The following is a 16788-nucleotide window of genomic DNA, read 5'->3' on the forward strand; positions in this document are numbered from 1 at the left end:
TTGACTTATCGTAGGGCGGAGAGCGAAGGACACTAGCCGTTAGGGCCGCTTGCGCTAGACAGTAAACTAAGTTCAAAAACACTTATTTTTTTATATTTTATAAAAGCTCCTTATGGGGCTTTTTTTATTGAATAATCAACTCCATGGTATAGTGGATCGAAGTATATATAACAAGGCTTAGGGTTGTGATAAAAAGCGTTTTTCGTGCTGATTTTGTTACCTGATTGCCTATTAAAAATGCCAAATAAAAGAAGACAAAAAACATGATGACTTTATAAATTAGCTGGTCATGCTTCGATAACCATTCAATAAACGTATAGCCGCTCCAAATGATAAATTGCAGTATCACAACAACATAGACCCTCATATTTATCACCACTCTTAATACATTCAACATCTATTTAGAATGCTAGTTATTAAGTATATGTTCTAAAAGGATGAGATATATTTTATTTCGCTAAAAAAAGTAAAAGTCCTTTCCGTTTTGAACGAAAAGGACTTTTATGGTTGTTACTATTTCATAATGTGGATTGGGCTTCCTAAGGCTACTTCGGCCGCTTCCATTGTGATTTCTCCAAGTGTTGGATGTGCATGAATGGTCATAGCAAGATCTTCAGCAGTCATTCCCGCTTCAATCGCAAGGCCCAGCTCAGCAATCATATCTGAAGCATTTGTGCCAGCAATCTGCGCTCCAATTACAAGTCCATCCTCTTTACGAGTAATTAATTTCATGAATCCATCGCCACTGTCTAATGATAAAGCACGACCATTAGCAGCAAATGGGAATTTAGCCGCATTTACAGTAATACCTTCTTCTTTTGCTTGACCTTCAGTATATCCAACTGAAGCCAATTCAGGGTCTGAGAATACTACAGCAGGAATACCTAAGTAATCAATTTCAGAAGTATGACCAGCAATTGCTTCAGCAGCAATTTTTGCTTCATAAGAAGCCTTATGAGCCAACTGAGGACCAGCTACAACATCACCAATCGCATAAATATTGCTAATGTTTGTACGGCATTGTTTGTCGATTTCAATTAAGCCACGATCACTTAATTTTACACCAACTTGTTCTAAACCCATTTCATCAGTGTTTGGACGGCGTCCAACCATAACAAATACGTAATCTGCTTCGATTTTCTTTTCTTCACCTTTAGTTTCGAAGGAAACAATCACACCATTTTCTGTTTCTTCTACACCCTTAGCGAAGGCTTTTGTAAAGAATTCTGCACCTTTTTTCTTCATGCTTCGCTTGACAAGAGCAGCCATTTGCTTGTCAAAAACACCAAGTCCTAATATTTCTTCAGCACCTTCTAAGATTGTTACTTGGCTGCCAAAGTTTGCGTAGGCTCCGCCTAGTTCAATCCCGATTACTCCACCGCCGATAACAACAATTTTTTCTGGAATCTCAGTTAAGTTGAGTGCTCCGGTAGAATTTAGAACGCGTTTTGAATATTTAAAAGCAGGCAACTCAATTGGACGAGACCCAGTTGCAATAATGGCATTTTTAAAGGTATACGTCTGAGCTGAACTTTCATCCATTACTCGTAATGTATTCGCATCAACAAAGTAGGCTTCACCACGAACAATGTTGACCTTGTTGCCTTTTAATAAGCCTTCTACACCACCGGTTAACTTGTTAACAATGCTTGATTTAAATTCTTGAACTTTTGAAAAATCCACTTTAACATTTTCAGCGGTAATTCCAAATGATTCAGAGTGCATGGCTGTTTCGTAACGGTGCCCCGCTGAAATTAATGCTTTAGAAGGAATACAACCGACATTTAAACAAACGCCGCCAACATATTCTTTTTCTACAATTGTCACTTTTTGTCCTAACTGAGCTGCACGAATAGCTGCAACATATCCTCCTGGACCTGCTCCAATGACTATAGTATCTGTTTCGATTGGGAAATCTCCAACGACCATTTGATTTACGCCTCCATTAACAATAGTTCTGGATCGTTCAATAAACGTTTAATATGATTTAAAGCATTTTGTGCGGTTGCACCATCGATCATACGGTGATCAAAGCTTAATGATAGGGCTAAAACTGGAGCCGCAACAATTTCACCGTTTCTAACGATTGGTTTTTCTGCAATTCGACCAACACCTAAGATAGCTACTTCTGGATGATTAATAACTGGAGTGAACCATTGACCGCCAGCTGATCCAATGTTGGAAATAGTACATGAAGCACCCTTCATTTCATTAGGGGCAAGCTTGCCATCGCGTGCTTTTCCAGCTAATTCATTGATTTCATTAGAAATAGAGAAAACTGATTTACGATCTGCATCTTTTACAACTGGAACTAACAAGCCTTTTTCCGTATCTGCTGCAATTCCAATATTATAATAATGTTTATGAATAATTTCGCTTGTTGCATCGTCAAGTGATGTGTTTAATGCTGGGAATTCGCGTAGTGCACTTGTTAATGCTTTAACGATGTATGGTAAGAATGTTAGCTTAATTCCTTTGGCTGCGGCTACTTCTTTAAATTTCTTACGGTGTGTAACAAGTTTAGTTACATCTACTTCATCCATAAGAGTAACATGCGGTGCAGTGTGTTTTGAATTAACCATCGCTTTGGCAATTGCTTTTCGAATACCGCTCATTTTTTCACGAGTTTCAGGGTATTCACCTTGCGGTATCGCAACTGCTGCTTGCGGAGTTTCGGTTTGTTGAGCAGTTGTTTCCACTACTGAAGTTGCAGCAGCTTGTGGTGCAGGTGCAGGTGCAGCTCCACCGCTTACAAAAGCATCAATATCACCTTTTAAAATTCGGCCATGATTGCCTGTTCCCGGAACTAATTGGATGTTAATACCCTTTTCACGGGCATATTTACGAACAGAAGGCATAGCAACAATCCGACGATTTGGATCAACTTCTACTTGTGTTGCAACAGCTACAGCAGCTGGTTGTGGTGCAGCGTCCTGCTTAACTTCAGGTGCAGATGCTGCTGCCGCAGGTTTTTCTTCTGGTTTTGGTTCATCGGCATGTTCATCGCCTTTAAATTGTAGGTCTTCATATCCTGGAGCATCAAAAGTTACCAAAACTTGTCCTACTGTAGCAACTGTACCTTCTCCTACTTTCACTTCAAGGACAGTACCTTCAACAGGGGATGGAATTTCAACCACTGCTTTATCATTTTGAATCTCACATAGTACATCATCTTCTTGAATTTTATCACCAGGTTTTACAAACCACTTTACAATTTCGCCTTCATGAATACCTTCACCGATGTCAGGCATTTTAAATTGAAATGACACTAGGATTCATCCTCCTATATTACATGTATTTTTGAGCATTGTAACGATCGTAAAAGATTAACTAATTTAGTAATTAATTAAAATGTTAATACTTTTTTAGCTGTTTCAATTACATCTTTATAATTCGGGAGCCATACAGCTTCCGCTTGTGGGAATGCAAATACAGTATCTGGAGCCGCAACACGTAATACAGGTGCTTCCAGGCTTAAAATTGCACGATCATTTATTTCAGCAACAACATTTGCAGCAATACCTGCTTGTTTTTGTGCTTCTTGAACAACGATGGCACGTCCAGTTTTTTCAACTGACCCGATAATTGTTTCAATATCAATCGGACTTACTGTTCGTAAATCAATGACTTCTGCAGAGAATCCTTCTTTTTCTAATTCTTCAGCAGCTTTTAATGATTCGTGAACCATTGCTCCATAAGTAACAATCGTAATATCTTTTCCTTCTCGTTTTACCTCAGCTTTTCCGAGTGGAATGGTATATTCCCCTTCTGGAACTTCTTGACGGAAAGAACGGTATAACTTCATATGTTCAAGAAAGATAACTGGGTCATTATCACGGATTGATGAAATGAGAAGTCCTTTTGCATCATATGGTGTTGATGGAATAACAACCTTTACACCAGGTTGTTGAGCCATAAGACCTTCTAAGCTATCAGCGTGCATATCTGGAGTATGTACGCCACCACCAAATGGTGAACGGAATGTAATCGGTGCATTGAATTTGCCACCTGTACGATAACGAAGTCGAGCTGCCTGACCAGAAATAGAGTCCATTACTTCATAAACAAAGCCGAAGAATTGAATTTCTGGAACTGGACGGAAACCTTGTAAACTTAGGCCGACAGCTAAGCCGCCGATTCCTGATTCAGCAAGTGGTGTATCAAATACACGATCTTCGCCAAATTCTTTTTGTAGTCCTTCAGTTGCACGGAATACACCACCGTTAAGACCTACGTCTTCCCCGAATACTAATACGTTCGGATCCTTGCTTAATTCCACACGCAATGCATCTGTAATTGCTTGAATCATTGTCATTTGAGCCATGGCTTACTTCGACTCCTTTTCTTTATATATTTCATATTGTTCTTTTAAGTTTTGTGGCATTTCTTCATACATAATAGATATTAAATCAGTAACTTTTTGTTTTGGTGCTCCATCAGCTTTTTTAATAGCTTCTTTAATATCTTCTTTTGCTTGTTCAATTACTTCGTTTTCTTTTTCTTCTGTCCATAAACCTTTCTTTTCAAGGAATTTACGGAAGCGAACAAGCGGATCTTTCTTTTCCCATTCATTATCAAGATCTGCAGTACGATAACGTGTTGGATCATCTCCGGCCATGGTATGTGGACCATATCTATAAGTTAATGTTTCAATTAATGTTGGACCTTCACCATTAATTGCACGCTCGCGGGCATCATGAACAGCAGCGTATACAGCAAGTGGATCCATACCATCAACTTGAATCCCTGGAATTCCAGCGGCTACTGCCTTTTGTGCGAGTGTTTTCGCAGCAGATTGTTTATCAACTGGAGTAGAGATTGCAAAACGGTTGTTTTGAACAATAAAGATTGCTGGCGCCTTATAAGCACCGGCGAAGTTGATTCCTTCGTAGAAATCCCCTTGTGAAGTACCACCGTCACCTGTATAAGTAATGGCAACCGATTTTGCACCTCGTTTTTTCATACCAAGTGCTACACCAGCAGTTTGAACATACTGCGCACCAATAATAATTTGCGGGATGGCAACATTAACGCCCTCAGGAATTTGCCCGCCTTCAAAATGACCTCTTGACCATAAAAATGCTTGGTATAATGGTAAGCCATGCCAAATAATTTGTGGAACATCACGATAGCCAGGTAAAATAAAGTCTTCTTTTTCAAGTGCGAACTGTGAAGCTAGTTGAGAAGCCTCTTGTCCAGCAGTTGGAGCATAGAAACCTAATCTTCCTTGACGGTTTAAAGAAATGGAGCGCTGGTCAAGAATTCGAGAATAAACCATACGACGCATTAATTCTTGTAGTTGTTCATCACTAAGGTCTGGCATTGCCGCCTCGTTAACGACTTCACCAACTTCATTTAGAATTTGAAGTGTTTGAAATTGTTCTTCAACAACTTCTAGTGTTTTCTTCGCATCAAGCTTAGCGTTTTGAGTCTTAGAAACCATTAGGGTCACCTCTTCCTTTCAATTAAGGGGCTAAATTTTTAAAATATAATCCACTAAGTTAGATTACCCAAAAGCGAAAGAATAAAAGCTAGATGGGCCTCCCCGTCCTTTTTTACCTTTGTTTTGGTTAACCATGTGATATTACATAGAATTTTGGTTACCTTTAATCTTAAACATACTACTTAATAGTTTTTCACAGATAAGATAAGTTAAACAAAATACTTTTACCTTACCATCATTCTATTCTGTACCACTATTTTATGTAACATCATTGATACAATTAATGAACTCTTTAACAAGTTTACATCATTAATTTTCGCACGTCAAATACTACGTATCGATATTTTTCACCACGTCCATGATACTTAATTTTACGAATAATATTATTCTGTACTATACATTTTTGTTTCCTGTTATATATAATTTCCCACATATACAAATTGTTATATATAAAAAAACAACCGACATTATCTGCCGATTGTTTTTCTGAAATCATATTTATTTACTTGAGTTTAAACCAGCGTGTTTATAAAATGACGTCTTTTTATCGTTGTATTGTTCTGTTAAAGTATTAAATCTTTCATTTGCTTCATAAACTTTTTGATACGTTTCATTTAACTTATTTACTTGGACCTCAAGGTCTTCGAGAGGTAGGTCTTTATTTTTAAACATCAAATATAACTCTTTATCATTTTTAAGCGCTTCATTATATTCTATGTATAACACATCATGCGCTTGATATCTTTCCATCATAATTTTATAAAGTTCATCTCCCAATTTTGTTAAAGCTTTATCCTCAAATTGATCCTTAATCTTTGCAACCTTATTAAATTCCTTCTGAGATTGTTTAATACTGTGTGTTTCTTTTTCCATATGCTCTTTTCTTTGATCCGCTAATAAAAGTGCCTCATCTGAAAGTTTAACGATTTGATCATATTCTTTCAAGCCAAGTTCAATAATTTGGTCGTAAATTCCTTTTTCTTTTTTTTCAAGTGTGACAAGCGGATCCTGCTGTTCTTCAAATTCTTGCTCTGCTGCTGCGACTTTTTCTAGGACTGTGTACATTTTATCAACAGGTGTCTTTTCTTTTGAACATCCTGCAAAAATGATAAGCAAACCGAATATCAAAAAAATCAAAGGATAATATCTTTTCCTAAATGTCATGTTGTAAACCTCCTCTTATTCCCTCTTCTACTATATCGACACTTAATTTGTTTGACAATCTCATCTTGATTATAATGGAAGGCCCTTAATCAAATGTTAACTTTTCATCATTTGTTTGATAGACTATTTATTATAAAGAATTTTAGATATGTACAGGAGTGAGTGGAATCATGTTAACGATGGAAGATATCATACGAGATGGCCATCCTTCCCTTAGAAAAGTAGCTGCAGAAGTTTCCATGCCGCCTTCGGAAGAGGATAAACAAATACTAAGCAGCTTATTAGAATATGTAATAAATAGCCAAAACCCTGAAATATCTGCTCAATACAGCCTTCGTCCAGGAATAGGCTTAGCTGCACCGCAAATTAATGTCCTAAAACGGATGATTGCTGTGCATCTTACTGATGAGTCGGGAACCCTTTATAGTTATGCGTTATTTAATCCCAAAATTATCAGTCATTCTGTTGAAAAAGCGTATTTACAAGCTGGTGAAGGCTGCCTTTCAGTTGATAAAGCCATACCAGGTTATGTCCCTAGACATGCCAGAATTACGCTTAAGGGTACAACAATAGATGGTGAAGAAGTAAAACTCCGTTTAAAAGGACTTGCTTCTATATGTTTTCAACACGAAATTGACCATCTAAATGGTATTATGTTTTATGATTATATTAATCACGAGGATCCATTAAGACCAATTGATGGTGCCATTGCCATCGAAAGGTAAAAAAACGAAAGAACCGCCCTAGTGAGCGGTTCTTTTATATTAACTGCAATTCTTTAAGGCCGTTCCAGATCCCATCATTTGCAACATCACTGGTAATAAGGTTGGCAATTTCCTTCGCTTCTGGAACACCATTCCCCATGGAAACACCAGTCCCAACTGCTTTTAGCATTTCTAAATCATTCAAACCATCACCAAATGCATAAACATCTTTTAGTTCAAAACCTAAGCGTCCAATCATTTTTTTAATGCCTTCGGCTTTTGACCCCCCTTTTGGCAGAATATCCATCGAATAGGAATGCCATCTAATAAACTCAAATTGAGGATAGTCAGATAAATATAATTTTTCATCATGCTCATCACAAAAAAGGAGGCTTTGATACATCTTTCGATTTACATAAAAGGTATCATCTTTTCCTGGATGAGGAAAATTAAGGCTCCCCATACTTTTCTCAATAAAAGGATGATGTTCCACACTTGACTTCATCGTTTTCTCGTTCATAAAAACCAATGGATGACCATTTGTTTTAGAATGAAGATATATTTTTTTTAGCTCCGCCTCATCCAATGGGTTCTCATATATTACTTGGTCTTCAAAGACGACATATTGGCCGTTAAAACTAACATAGGAGTCTATTCCAAGCAATTCTCGTAATCCCTCAAACATAAATGGTGCTCTTCCAGTCGCAATTGCAACAAATACATCGTTCTCTTTCAATAAATTGATTGCTTTTTTCGTACTTTCTGGAAGTTTTTTCTCATGATCGAGTAGAGTGCCATCAATATCAAAAAAAACGATTTTCTTCATTTTATTATGTACTCCTTTTTATGTTATCCTCTAAGCAGGGATTGATTGTCCAATTTTTCTTTTTTCTTTACCACACTAAACTTTCTCATAATAAATGTCAATTTATAAATTGCCAGGCTAATTCCATGTTTAACCATGATTGAATTGGAATTTTCATCATATAATATAGTAAAAATACTCTTATTTTAAAAAAACTTCAATAATATGCCATCGCTTACTTTACATTGGACAAGGAATGTATAAAATAAGAGATAAGGAGATGATCCACTATGTTAAAGAAGCTAAGAAAGAAGCTTTTAAAACAGTGGAACGATTTACTACGAAAAAAATCAATTGCCTAAATTTTTTAGGGCCCTTCAAACTTGCGAAGGGCTCCTTCGTTATTGTAAATTGTAAAAACAACGATTCTTTTACATACTTTTCATGCTAGTCTAATGTTTTCCATAGAAAATAAATGAAAAAGATGAGAATGTTTTATATAATAGAAAAAGTTATGAATTCAGTTGGGAGCGATTTTGTAATGATATTTAAAGTTTATTACCAAGAGAGAATCACCGAAGTACCTGTCAGAGAAAATACAAAAACCCTTTTTATTGAAGCGGATTCAGTGAGAGAAGTCCGTTCAAAAATTGCCGATCGAGGGTATAATGTTGAATCTGTTCAAGAAGTTAAGGGAGCTTATCTTAATTATGAACTTCAAAATGAAGACTATAAAGTATTGGAGAAATGATAATTTATGAAATTTGTTAAGAATGATCAAACTGCAGTTTTTGCCCTTGGTGGATTAGGCGAAATTGGCAAAAACACGTATGCAGTTCAGTTCCAGGATGAAATTATATTAATTGATGCAGGTATAAAATTTCCTGAGGACGAGCTATTAGGTATCGATTACGTTATTCCTGATTATACCTATTTGGTTAAAAATCAGGAGAAAATTAAAGGGTTATTTGTAACGCACGGACATGAAGATCACATTGGCGGTATTCCCTATTTATTACGAGAAATTAACGTTCCGATATATGGAGGAAAACTCGCACTTGGATTGATCAAAAATAAATTAGAAGAACACGGTTTATTAAGAAATGCCAAGTTAATTGACATTAAAGAAGACGATATCATTAAATTCCGCAAAACCTCGGTAACCTTTTTCCGGACTACTCACAGTATTCCTGATTCCTATGGTATTGTTGTTAAAACTCCACCAGGGCAAATTGTTCACACAGGTGATTTTAAATTTGATTTTACCCCTGTAGGTGAGCCTGCCAATTTAACTAAGATGGCAGAAATCGGAAAAGAAGGCGTCCTTTGTTTACTATCAGATAGCACAAATAGTGAAATTCCTGAGTTTACAATGTCTGAGCGTCGAGTTGGCGACAGCATTAACGATATTTTCCGAAAAGTAGATGGTCGGATTATCTTTGCCACGTTTGCATCGAATATTCACAGACTTCAGCAAGTAGTAGAGGCTGCTGTGGTCTACGGAAGAAAAGTGGCCGTTTTTGGCCGCAGCATGGAAGCAGCAATCAATATTGGACTTGAGTTAGGTTATATAAACGCACCTAAAGAGACGTTTATTGAAGCGAATCAAATTAATCGACTGCCAGCGGATAAAGTTACAATCCTCTGTACTGGAAGTCAAGGCGAGGCAATGGCTGCCCTATCTAGGATTGCCAATGGCACACATCGACAAATTCAAATTATCCCAGGAGATACTGTTGTATTTTCATCATCACCTATTCCAGGGAACACGATTAGCGTGAGCAGAACCATTAATATGCTCTATAGAGCAGGTGCTGAAGTCATTCACGGTAAACTTAGCAATATTCATACTTCTGGTCATGGTGGACAAGAAGAACAAAAACTTATGCTCCGTTTAATTAGGCCGAAATTCTTTATGCCGATTCACGGTGAATATCGAATGCAAAGAATGCATGCTAAAATTGCAGTCGATTGTGGCGTACAAGAAGAAAATTGTTTTATTATGGACAATGGTGAAGTATTAGCTCTTTCTGAGGATACTGCACAAGTAGCTGGAAAGATTCCATCTGGTTCTGTCTATATTGATGGCAGCGGTGTAGGGGACATCGGAAATATCGTTTTACGTGACCGTAGAATCCTCTCTGAAGAAGGTTTAGTCGTTGTGGTTGTAAGTATTAATATGAAAGAGTTTAAAATAGCATCAGGACCAGATCTAATTTCGCGAGGATTTGTTTATATGCGCGAATCTGGTGATTTAATTAATGACGCGCAGAGTCTCATCACCAAACACCTAAATAGGGTTATGGAAAGAAAGACAAGCCAATGGTCGGAAATTAAAAATGAAATTACTGATACATTAGCTCCGTTCTTGTACGAAAAAACCAAACGCAGACCAATGATTTTACCAATCATTATGGAAGTGTAAAAATAAAGAAAAGCGGAAGCACTTAGGTGCTTCCGCTTTTCTTTATGGGCTAGCTCCAGCGCCTAGGGGCTCGGGTCATAAGCCAATCAGTCCTGAAGGTTAAAGTGCAACCTTCAAGCCTGCTTGTCTTATGCCTGTCGCCCCTGTTCAAGGCACTTCCGCTTTTCTTTATTCCAAAACTCTTTTTTCAAATTTATTAATGTCCTGGTCAGTTCCAATCACGATTAACACATCATTCACATGAAATGTTTCTTTCGCTTGCGGGGAAACAATAATTTCCTCGCCACGTTTTATTGCAACAATATTCAATCCATATTTCTTGCGAATATCTAAATCCATAATCGTATGACCACTAAGTTTTCCATTCGCAACAATTTCAACAATACTGTGTTCATCAGAGAGCTCAAGATAGTCGACAACATTACTAGAGGCCATGTTATTGGCTATTCGTCTGCCCATATCTCTTTCTGGATGAACGACACTGTCGGCGCCAATTTTGCGAAGAACTTTTTCATGGTAATCATTTTGAGCTTTAGCGGTAACACGAGCGACCCCCAATTCCTTGAGTATAAGAGTGGTTAGTATACTTGATTGAATATCATCGCCTATTGCTACAATCACATGGTCGAAGTTTCGTATCCCTAAGCTTTTTAAAACAGCTTCGTCTGTTGTATCACCAACAACCGCATGAGAAGCAATCATCGCAAATTCATTTACTCGTTCTTCGTTTTTATCAATAGCAAGTACTTCCATCCCCTCATCAGTAAGCGTCCGACAGATACTACCACCGAATCGGCCAAGTCCAATGACTGCAAAGCTCTTTTTCATAGCAAAACTCCTTTGATTCCTTCATTAATTCTATTAATTAATTTTAGCATTCTTCAATCATTTTATATAGTGCACACCCGTTATTACCCTTGTCTATTTTTATATTTCTTTTTCCTATAAATAAACAGAACGAGGAATCCTAGAATTAATAAAATAGCTAAAACAGGTATATTACCAATAATGAACACAATTAAGCCGGATATGCCAGCTAATAACATATTCGTGCTTTTCATAAATTGTTTTTTTGTTTTCTCCCATGTATTTAATTTGTCCTTTTCAATGTTTGGTACAACAATCTTATCCTCATATAAGGTGATAGTAACTGTCGAAAGGGAGGTTTGATTTTCTAAAAACTTCATTTTCCCTTCTAGCGCCTCGATTTCCTCTTGAACAACTGCCAAATCAGCAGAAATTTTCAATAAATCCTCTGTCTTTTCGGCACTTTTCATGAATGTGGTTAAACGCTCTTCGACAACCCTTTTTGATTTTAATCTTGACTTAAGGTCAACATATTCCTCGGTTACATCTTGCCCGCTAATATTCCTTTGCAGAACCTCGGCAGCTTGACTCTCTGCATCGTGTAAAAAGGCCTGAAAATGCTTTTGTGGCACTCTTATTTTAATACTGCCACTCACCTGTTCATTCCCCTCTTTAGACACATTAGACTCGGCTATATAGCCGCCATATTTAAGAACCTTTTCTTCAAGAGACCGGACTGTTTTATCAAATTTTTTCACACGCAGCGCTAGATCCGCTTGATATATGACCATTTGATTTTGAACCTTTAATGTTGTTGTAGATTCAGTTGTTTTTTCTACCTTTCCTGCTTCATTCGAATAGAAATCTGCTTGCTCACTTCCCAATTGTGCTGAATCCAACCGTGCATTACTATTATCATTCATTTTTACACTCTTATCTTCACTGCTTTTACTGTTACTACAACCAGTCATACAAACTACAAAAATAATTAATAAGATTGGTAACCATTGTATTAATTTTTTCATTTTCGGACACCCCTTTTTCTATATTGATACTTGTCAGTATTAATGCATATTTATTAATACCGACGATTAAAAGGAGGTTAGGTTACATTTTTATAATAAAAAAATAAAAATGCCGCCCAACAAATAGCTAGGCAGCTCATAGGTTGTTGTCTATTCTGTTTTTTCCAACTCATCTAGTACACGGTTGACCCGTTTTTCAAGCATTTTCATGCCACTCCCGCCTGCTTGGAAATGACGCAACTTTCCTTCACGGTCAAAAACATAATAAGCAGGGACATATTGATTTTCAAAAGCTTCCGTTAGCTTGTGTTCACTGTCCACAAAAATTGGCTGATTAATACCATGCTCAGCTGCAACTTGTTTAATTTCTTCTATGTTTAGATCGTTTTCAGATCGTGGCATATGCACCGCAACCACATTTAACTTGTCCTTAAAGTCATCACGGAATTGATTGACCTGAGGCATCGCTTCCTTACAAAGATGACAGCTTATTGACCAAAAATGAATTAATGTTGGCTTTTCACCAACTAGGTCTGATTTTGTCACTTCACCATTTAACCATTCTGTGGCCCCAGTTAACTCTGGCATTGGTTCACGTAATTTCATGGATATTCCTCCTATTAAAAAGACCTAACACTATAAAAGGTTAGGTCTATCTTTTATTGTACAAATTATACGTTCAATGTAGCTTGTCCTGGCTTCCAGTTTGCAGGGCAAAGTCCGCCAGTTTGTAATGCTTGAAGAACACGTAATGTTTCATCAACATCACGGCCAATATTGTTGTGGTTTACAACAGAATACTTTAATTCACCTTCTGGATCGATAATGAATAAACCACGAAGTGCGATACCTTCTTCTTCAATTAATACCCCATAATCACGTGCAACTACATGGTTAGTATCTGCAGCTAATGGATAGTTTAAATCGCCAAGACCATTTTCTTTACGGTCTGTTTTAATCCAAGCAAGGTGCGTGTGAATGGTATCTGTAGAAGCACCAACTACAACAGCATCTAAATCATCAAACTCTTCATAACGATCCGACATTGCTGTAATTTCAGTTGGACATACAAATGTGAAGTCCATTGGATAGAAGAATAATACTGTCCATTTATCATTTTTCATATTTTCTTCTAGACTAACTTTACCGAATTCTTTGTTTGGTAATACCGCATCCATTTCAAAGCGTGGTGCTTGTTTACCTACCATACGTTCTGGCATTCAAATCCCTCCAAATATTAAATTAAATGAGTATTTATAGCAATTCTCATTTGCTATCTCGTTCACATTTCTAATTATAGGACAAATCTTATTTTGAGTCAATATTAAATTATAATTAATTTAATTAAGTAATTATTATCAATTATAACCCTATTTCCCCTTCATAAGTTTCCCCCTAAACATTTTAGAAAAAACGACAATATGTAACAATTTCCCTTTTCATACTCTTTAATTTTATCATGATGACGAGCTGAAACAAAATAATACGCCTGCTTAATTTTTACTATTTCCATTCCCTAACGAAGTCAAATAACCTGTCATTACTTTGATTGCTACACCAATTGCTTCTTCTTGTGGATTCAATTTTGCATGATGTAACCCATAAGGAGATTCGACACCGAGCCAAAACATAAGCCCAGGAATTTCTTTAAGCATATAGCCAAAGTCTTCCCCTGTCATAGCTTCCTTGCATTCGATGACCTTTACATCTGTTTTTTCTTGAATATAGGTCATAAAGTCTCTTGTGATTGTCTCTGTGTTATAGACTTGATGGTACATCGCCCCATAATCGATAACAGCTTCACATTCAAACCCTGCCTCAATCCCTTTAACAAGTGCCTCAATCCGATGTTTTACCTTTTCCATCGTCTCAGCCGAAAGAGTTCTAATCGTTCCTTCCAGTCTTGCTTTTTCAGCAATAATATTCTGAACAGTGCCTCCAGTTATTTTCCCGATTGTGATTACTGCGCTTTCTAATGGGTCAACGTTTCTAGAAACAATCGTTTGGAGTTGACTGACCAGCCCACAGGCAGCAACTACCATGTCATTTGTTTCATGTGGTCTTGCAGCGTGTCCTCCTTTGCCCTTTAAGTCAATAAACAGTTCTGACGTATTTGCAAATAGTAAACCTTCCTTAACTGCTATGGATCCAACGGGGTACTCTGGTGCAATATGTAAGGCGAAAATAAGATCCGGCATCCAAGCTTGCATTTCTTCTGAATTTAACATTGGTTCCGCTCCGCCAGGACCTTCCTCCGCAGGTTGAAAAACAAATAAAAGATCATCATTAATTGGTTTTTCAATAAAATAAGTCAGCACTCCAAGTGCAATGGTCATGTGAAAATCGTGACCACAGGCATGCATTCTATCAGGATGTTCAGATGAATAAGGTAAACCTGTTTCTTCGCTTATCGATAACCCATCAATGTCTGTTCTATATCCAATTGTTTTTTGTGGATTTAAACCGTGAATTTTTACAAGCAGACCGGTCTTCCATCTCTTTATTGAGATACGGTCTCGAGGCAAAGATTCAAGGTAAGATAATATGTAGGCTTGCGTTTTATACTCTTGAAATCCTAGTTCTGGGATTTGATGAAGGTCACGGCGGATTTTGATTAATTGATTCATTAATAATCTTCCTTCCATATTAAAGAAGCGTGGAAAGGCTCCACGCTTTTTTGGCTTTCACTTAATGAATTATTTAGAGCTTCAGCTCATTTACTTTGCGCAGGAAAGCTGAAATTATAGTTGACGAAGCTCCTGCATAATTTCTGTTTTTGATTTCGTTTTTTCATCAATATCTTTAATTTTCCTTGCTGGCATGCCTGCAACAACTGTAAATGGAGCCACATCTTGAGTGACTACTGCGCCTGCAGCAACTACAGAGCCAGTTCCAACTGTTACCCCTTCAAGAACCACAGCATTCGCTCCAATTAAAACATCATCTTCAATGACGACAGGCTTAGCAGATGGTGGTTCGATTACGCCAGCTAATACCGTGCCTGCACCAATATGACAGTTTTTCCCAACGGTTGCTCTCCCCCCAAGGACAACTCCCATATCAATCATTGATTTTTCTCCAATTACCGCACCAATATTGATAACAGCACCCATCATAATTACGGCATTGTCTCCAATTTCGACTTGGTCACGAATTACTACGCCTGGCTCAATTCGTGCATTAATATGCTTCGTATCTAATAATGGGATGGCAGAGTTACGGCGGTCATTTTCAACCACTTTATCTTCGATTTTTTCTTTATGTGCTTCTAAGACTTCATTTATTTCAGACCATTCACCAAAGAGAACACCTGTATTTCCATTAATAAAGGTTTTGGTATTACTCCCAAAATCTATTCCATCTAATTCACCTTTTACATATACCTTTACTGGAGTAGATTTTTTACTATTTTGGATAAAAGAAATAATTTCATTTGCATCCATCATTTTCATAAGTAGGCCCCCTATTGTTGTCGTTACTAAAAATTACTTTAACAAACAAAAGAAATGAAAACAAGAAAAACAACCTTATTCTTCTGAAGATTCTGCGATATATTCCTTAATTAATTCGACAAAAGCTTTAACTTGCTTCAGCTGAAAGGAAGATTCATATCCTAATAGCCATGTATCACGTTTTAATGGATGATTATTCTCGTCCAAAAGCGGAATTTTAAAAATATCTTTCTCCGTTTTGGTTAACGTGATCGATGGCAAGATTGCGTAACCTATACCATTAAAGGCCATCTGTTTACATGTCTCAATTTGGTCAACCACTACCGTTCTCTTTGGCGAGGTCTTAAAATTCCGCATCCACCAGTCTTGGATTTCCTGATAATAATTGGAGTCACTTTTAAATTGAATGAAAGGGCGGTCCGTATTAATAATCTGTTCGGGACTGGTAATTTCCCTATCAACTAAATAAAGAGGATCATTAAATAGGTGGACCTTAACCCCTTTCCAATCTGGCGTCCCTCGAATAATCCCAATATGTACTTGGTCGTCATATAGACTCTTTAATATTTCGCTGCTCCAACCAGTCACTAGTGAAATTTTGGCTTGTGGATATCTATCAATATATCTCTTTAGAACCTGGGGCAGCCAGTTTTGGCCAACAATCGATGCAACTGCAATCTTTAGGGTACCTGACACCCCTGATTGGAGTGAATGAACTGTTTCACGAACCTTTTCCTGCCTGGTTAACACTTCATTAACAAATTCGATGACATGTTCCCCTGCTGGGGTTAAGGCTAAACCTTTTTGCGAACGTATAAATAATTTCGTTCCCCAATCTTTTTCAATGGTTTGCAATCTCTGTGAAAGGGCTGGTTGTGAAACGAATAGCCGTTCTGATGCTTTTCGCATATTCATTTCCTGAGCTAGAACTGATAATAGCTGAAATTCAGATAACGAGGACAA

The 16788-nt window shown here is 37.3% G+C and carries 17 protein-coding genes; 3 read left to right on the forward strand and 14 right to left on the reverse strand.

Translation table 11 applies throughout. The features are described from left to right. Positions 1 to 124: 124 nt before the first annotated feature. From V7121_RS07670 to V7121_RS07695, 6 genes are all read right to left on the reverse strand, one after another. Positions 125 to 367: a hypothetical protein gene (locus tag V7121_RS07670; RefSeq protein ID WP_335546254.1), complete on the reverse strand. Its 243-nt coding sequence runs from the start codon at positions 365 to 367 to the stop codon at positions 125 to 127. A gap of 146 nt (positions 368 to 513) precedes the next feature. Then, positions 514 to 1929, reverse strand: a complete 1416-nt coding sequence (gene lpdA, locus V7121_RS07675) for a dihydrolipoyl dehydrogenase (protein ID WP_335501521.1) — start codon at positions 1927 to 1929, stop codon at positions 514 to 516. A gap of 5 nt (positions 1930 to 1934) precedes the next feature. Next, complete coding sequence (locus V7121_RS07680; protein WP_335501523.1) at positions 1935 to 3269, reverse strand: dihydrolipoamide acetyltransferase family protein; 1335 nt, start codon at positions 3267 to 3269, stop codon at positions 1935 to 1937. Positions 3270 to 3346: 77 nt separating this feature from the next. After that, complete coding sequence (locus V7121_RS07685; RefSeq protein ID WP_335501525.1) at positions 3347 to 4324, reverse strand: alpha-ketoacid dehydrogenase subunit beta; 978 nt, start codon at positions 4322 to 4324, stop codon at positions 3347 to 3349. Positions 4325 to 4327: 3 nt separating this feature from the next. After that, positions 4328 to 5443, reverse strand: coding sequence for a pyruvate dehydrogenase (acetyl-transferring) E1 component subunit alpha (pdhA, locus tag V7121_RS07690; protein ID WP_335546256.1), 1116 nt, complete (start codon positions 5441 to 5443; stop codon positions 4328 to 4330). Positions 5444 to 5941: 498 nt separating this feature from the next. Further along, complete coding sequence (locus tag V7121_RS07695) at positions 5942 to 6607, reverse strand: YkyA family protein (protein WP_335501527.1); 666 nt, start codon at positions 6605 to 6607, stop codon at positions 5942 to 5944. Positions 6608 to 6777: 170 nt separating this feature from the next. Here V7121_RS07695 and def point away from each other — a divergent pair, with 170 nt between their 5' ends. Next, on the forward strand, positions 6778 to 7332 hold the full coding sequence (gene def / locus V7121_RS07700) for a peptide deformylase (protein ID WP_335546257.1): 555 nt from the start codon (positions 6778 to 6780) through the stop codon (positions 7330 to 7332). 34 nt (positions 7333 to 7366) lie between these two features. Here the strand turns inward: def and V7121_RS07705 are convergent, their stop codons facing one another. After that, positions 7367 to 8137 carry a Cof-type HAD-IIB family hydrolase gene (locus tag V7121_RS07705; protein ID WP_335546259.1) on the reverse strand — a complete coding sequence of 257 codons (771 nt, stop codon included), beginning with the start codon at positions 8135 to 8137 and terminating at the stop codon, positions 7367 to 7369. A 520-nt stretch (positions 8138 to 8657) separates the two neighbouring features. On the opposite strand from V7121_RS07705, the gene V7121_RS07710 reads away from it, so the two are divergent. Next, positions 8658 to 8867 carry a DNA-dependent RNA polymerase subunit epsilon gene (locus V7121_RS07710; protein WP_335501723.1) on the forward strand — a complete coding sequence of 70 codons (210 nt, stop codon included), beginning with the start codon at positions 8658 to 8660 and terminating at the stop codon, positions 8865 to 8867. A 6-nt stretch (positions 8868 to 8873) separates the two neighbouring features. Further along, positions 8874 to 10541, forward strand: a complete 1668-nt coding sequence (gene rnjA / locus V7121_RS07715) for a ribonuclease J1 (protein WP_335501530.1) — start codon at positions 8874 to 8876, stop codon at positions 10539 to 10541. Positions 10542 to 10709: 168 nt separating this feature from the next. Here the strand turns inward: rnjA and V7121_RS07720 are convergent, their stop codons facing one another. The 7 genes from V7121_RS07720 to V7121_RS07750 form a co-directional block, all read right to left on the reverse strand. After that, the gene (locus tag V7121_RS07720) at positions 10710 to 11369 is read right to left on the reverse strand and encodes a potassium channel family protein (protein WP_335501532.1); all 660 of its coding nucleotides are present in this window, start codon (positions 11367 to 11369) and stop codon (positions 10710 to 10712) included. 83 nt (positions 11370 to 11452) lie between these two features. Then, positions 11453 to 12373, reverse strand: coding sequence for a DUF4349 domain-containing protein (locus V7121_RS07725; RefSeq protein WP_335501534.1), 921 nt, complete (start codon positions 12371 to 12373; stop codon positions 11453 to 11455). A gap of 150 nt (positions 12374 to 12523) precedes the next feature. Then, positions 12524 to 12979, reverse strand: a complete 456-nt coding sequence (locus tag V7121_RS07730) for a TlpA family protein disulfide reductase (protein WP_335501536.1) — start codon at positions 12977 to 12979, stop codon at positions 12524 to 12526. 65 nt (positions 12980 to 13044) lie between these two features. Then, positions 13045 to 13593, reverse strand: coding sequence for a peroxiredoxin (locus tag V7121_RS07735; protein WP_335501538.1), 549 nt, complete (start codon positions 13591 to 13593; stop codon positions 13045 to 13047). Positions 13594 to 13866: 273 nt separating this feature from the next. Further along, positions 13867 to 15000, reverse strand: coding sequence for an N-acetyldiaminopimelate deacetylase (locus tag V7121_RS07740; protein ID WP_335501540.1), 1134 nt, complete (start codon positions 14998 to 15000; stop codon positions 13867 to 13869). Between the two features lie 114 nt (positions 15001 to 15114). After that, entirely contained in the window at positions 15115 to 15825 is a 711-nt protein-coding gene (gene dapD, locus V7121_RS07745) for a 2,3,4,5-tetrahydropyridine-2,6-dicarboxylate N-acetyltransferase (RefSeq protein WP_335501542.1), read from the reverse strand. 75 nt (positions 15826 to 15900) lie between these two features. Beyond that, positions 15901 to 16788, reverse strand: coding sequence for a LysR family transcriptional regulator (locus V7121_RS07750; protein ID WP_335501543.1), 888 nt, complete (start codon positions 16786 to 16788; stop codon positions 15901 to 15903).

The sequence above is a fragment of the Neobacillus drentensis genome, assembly GCF_036962125.1.
GTDB classification, from domain to species: Bacteria; Bacillota; Bacilli; order Bacillales; family Cytobacillaceae; genus Neobacillus; species Neobacillus drentensis_B.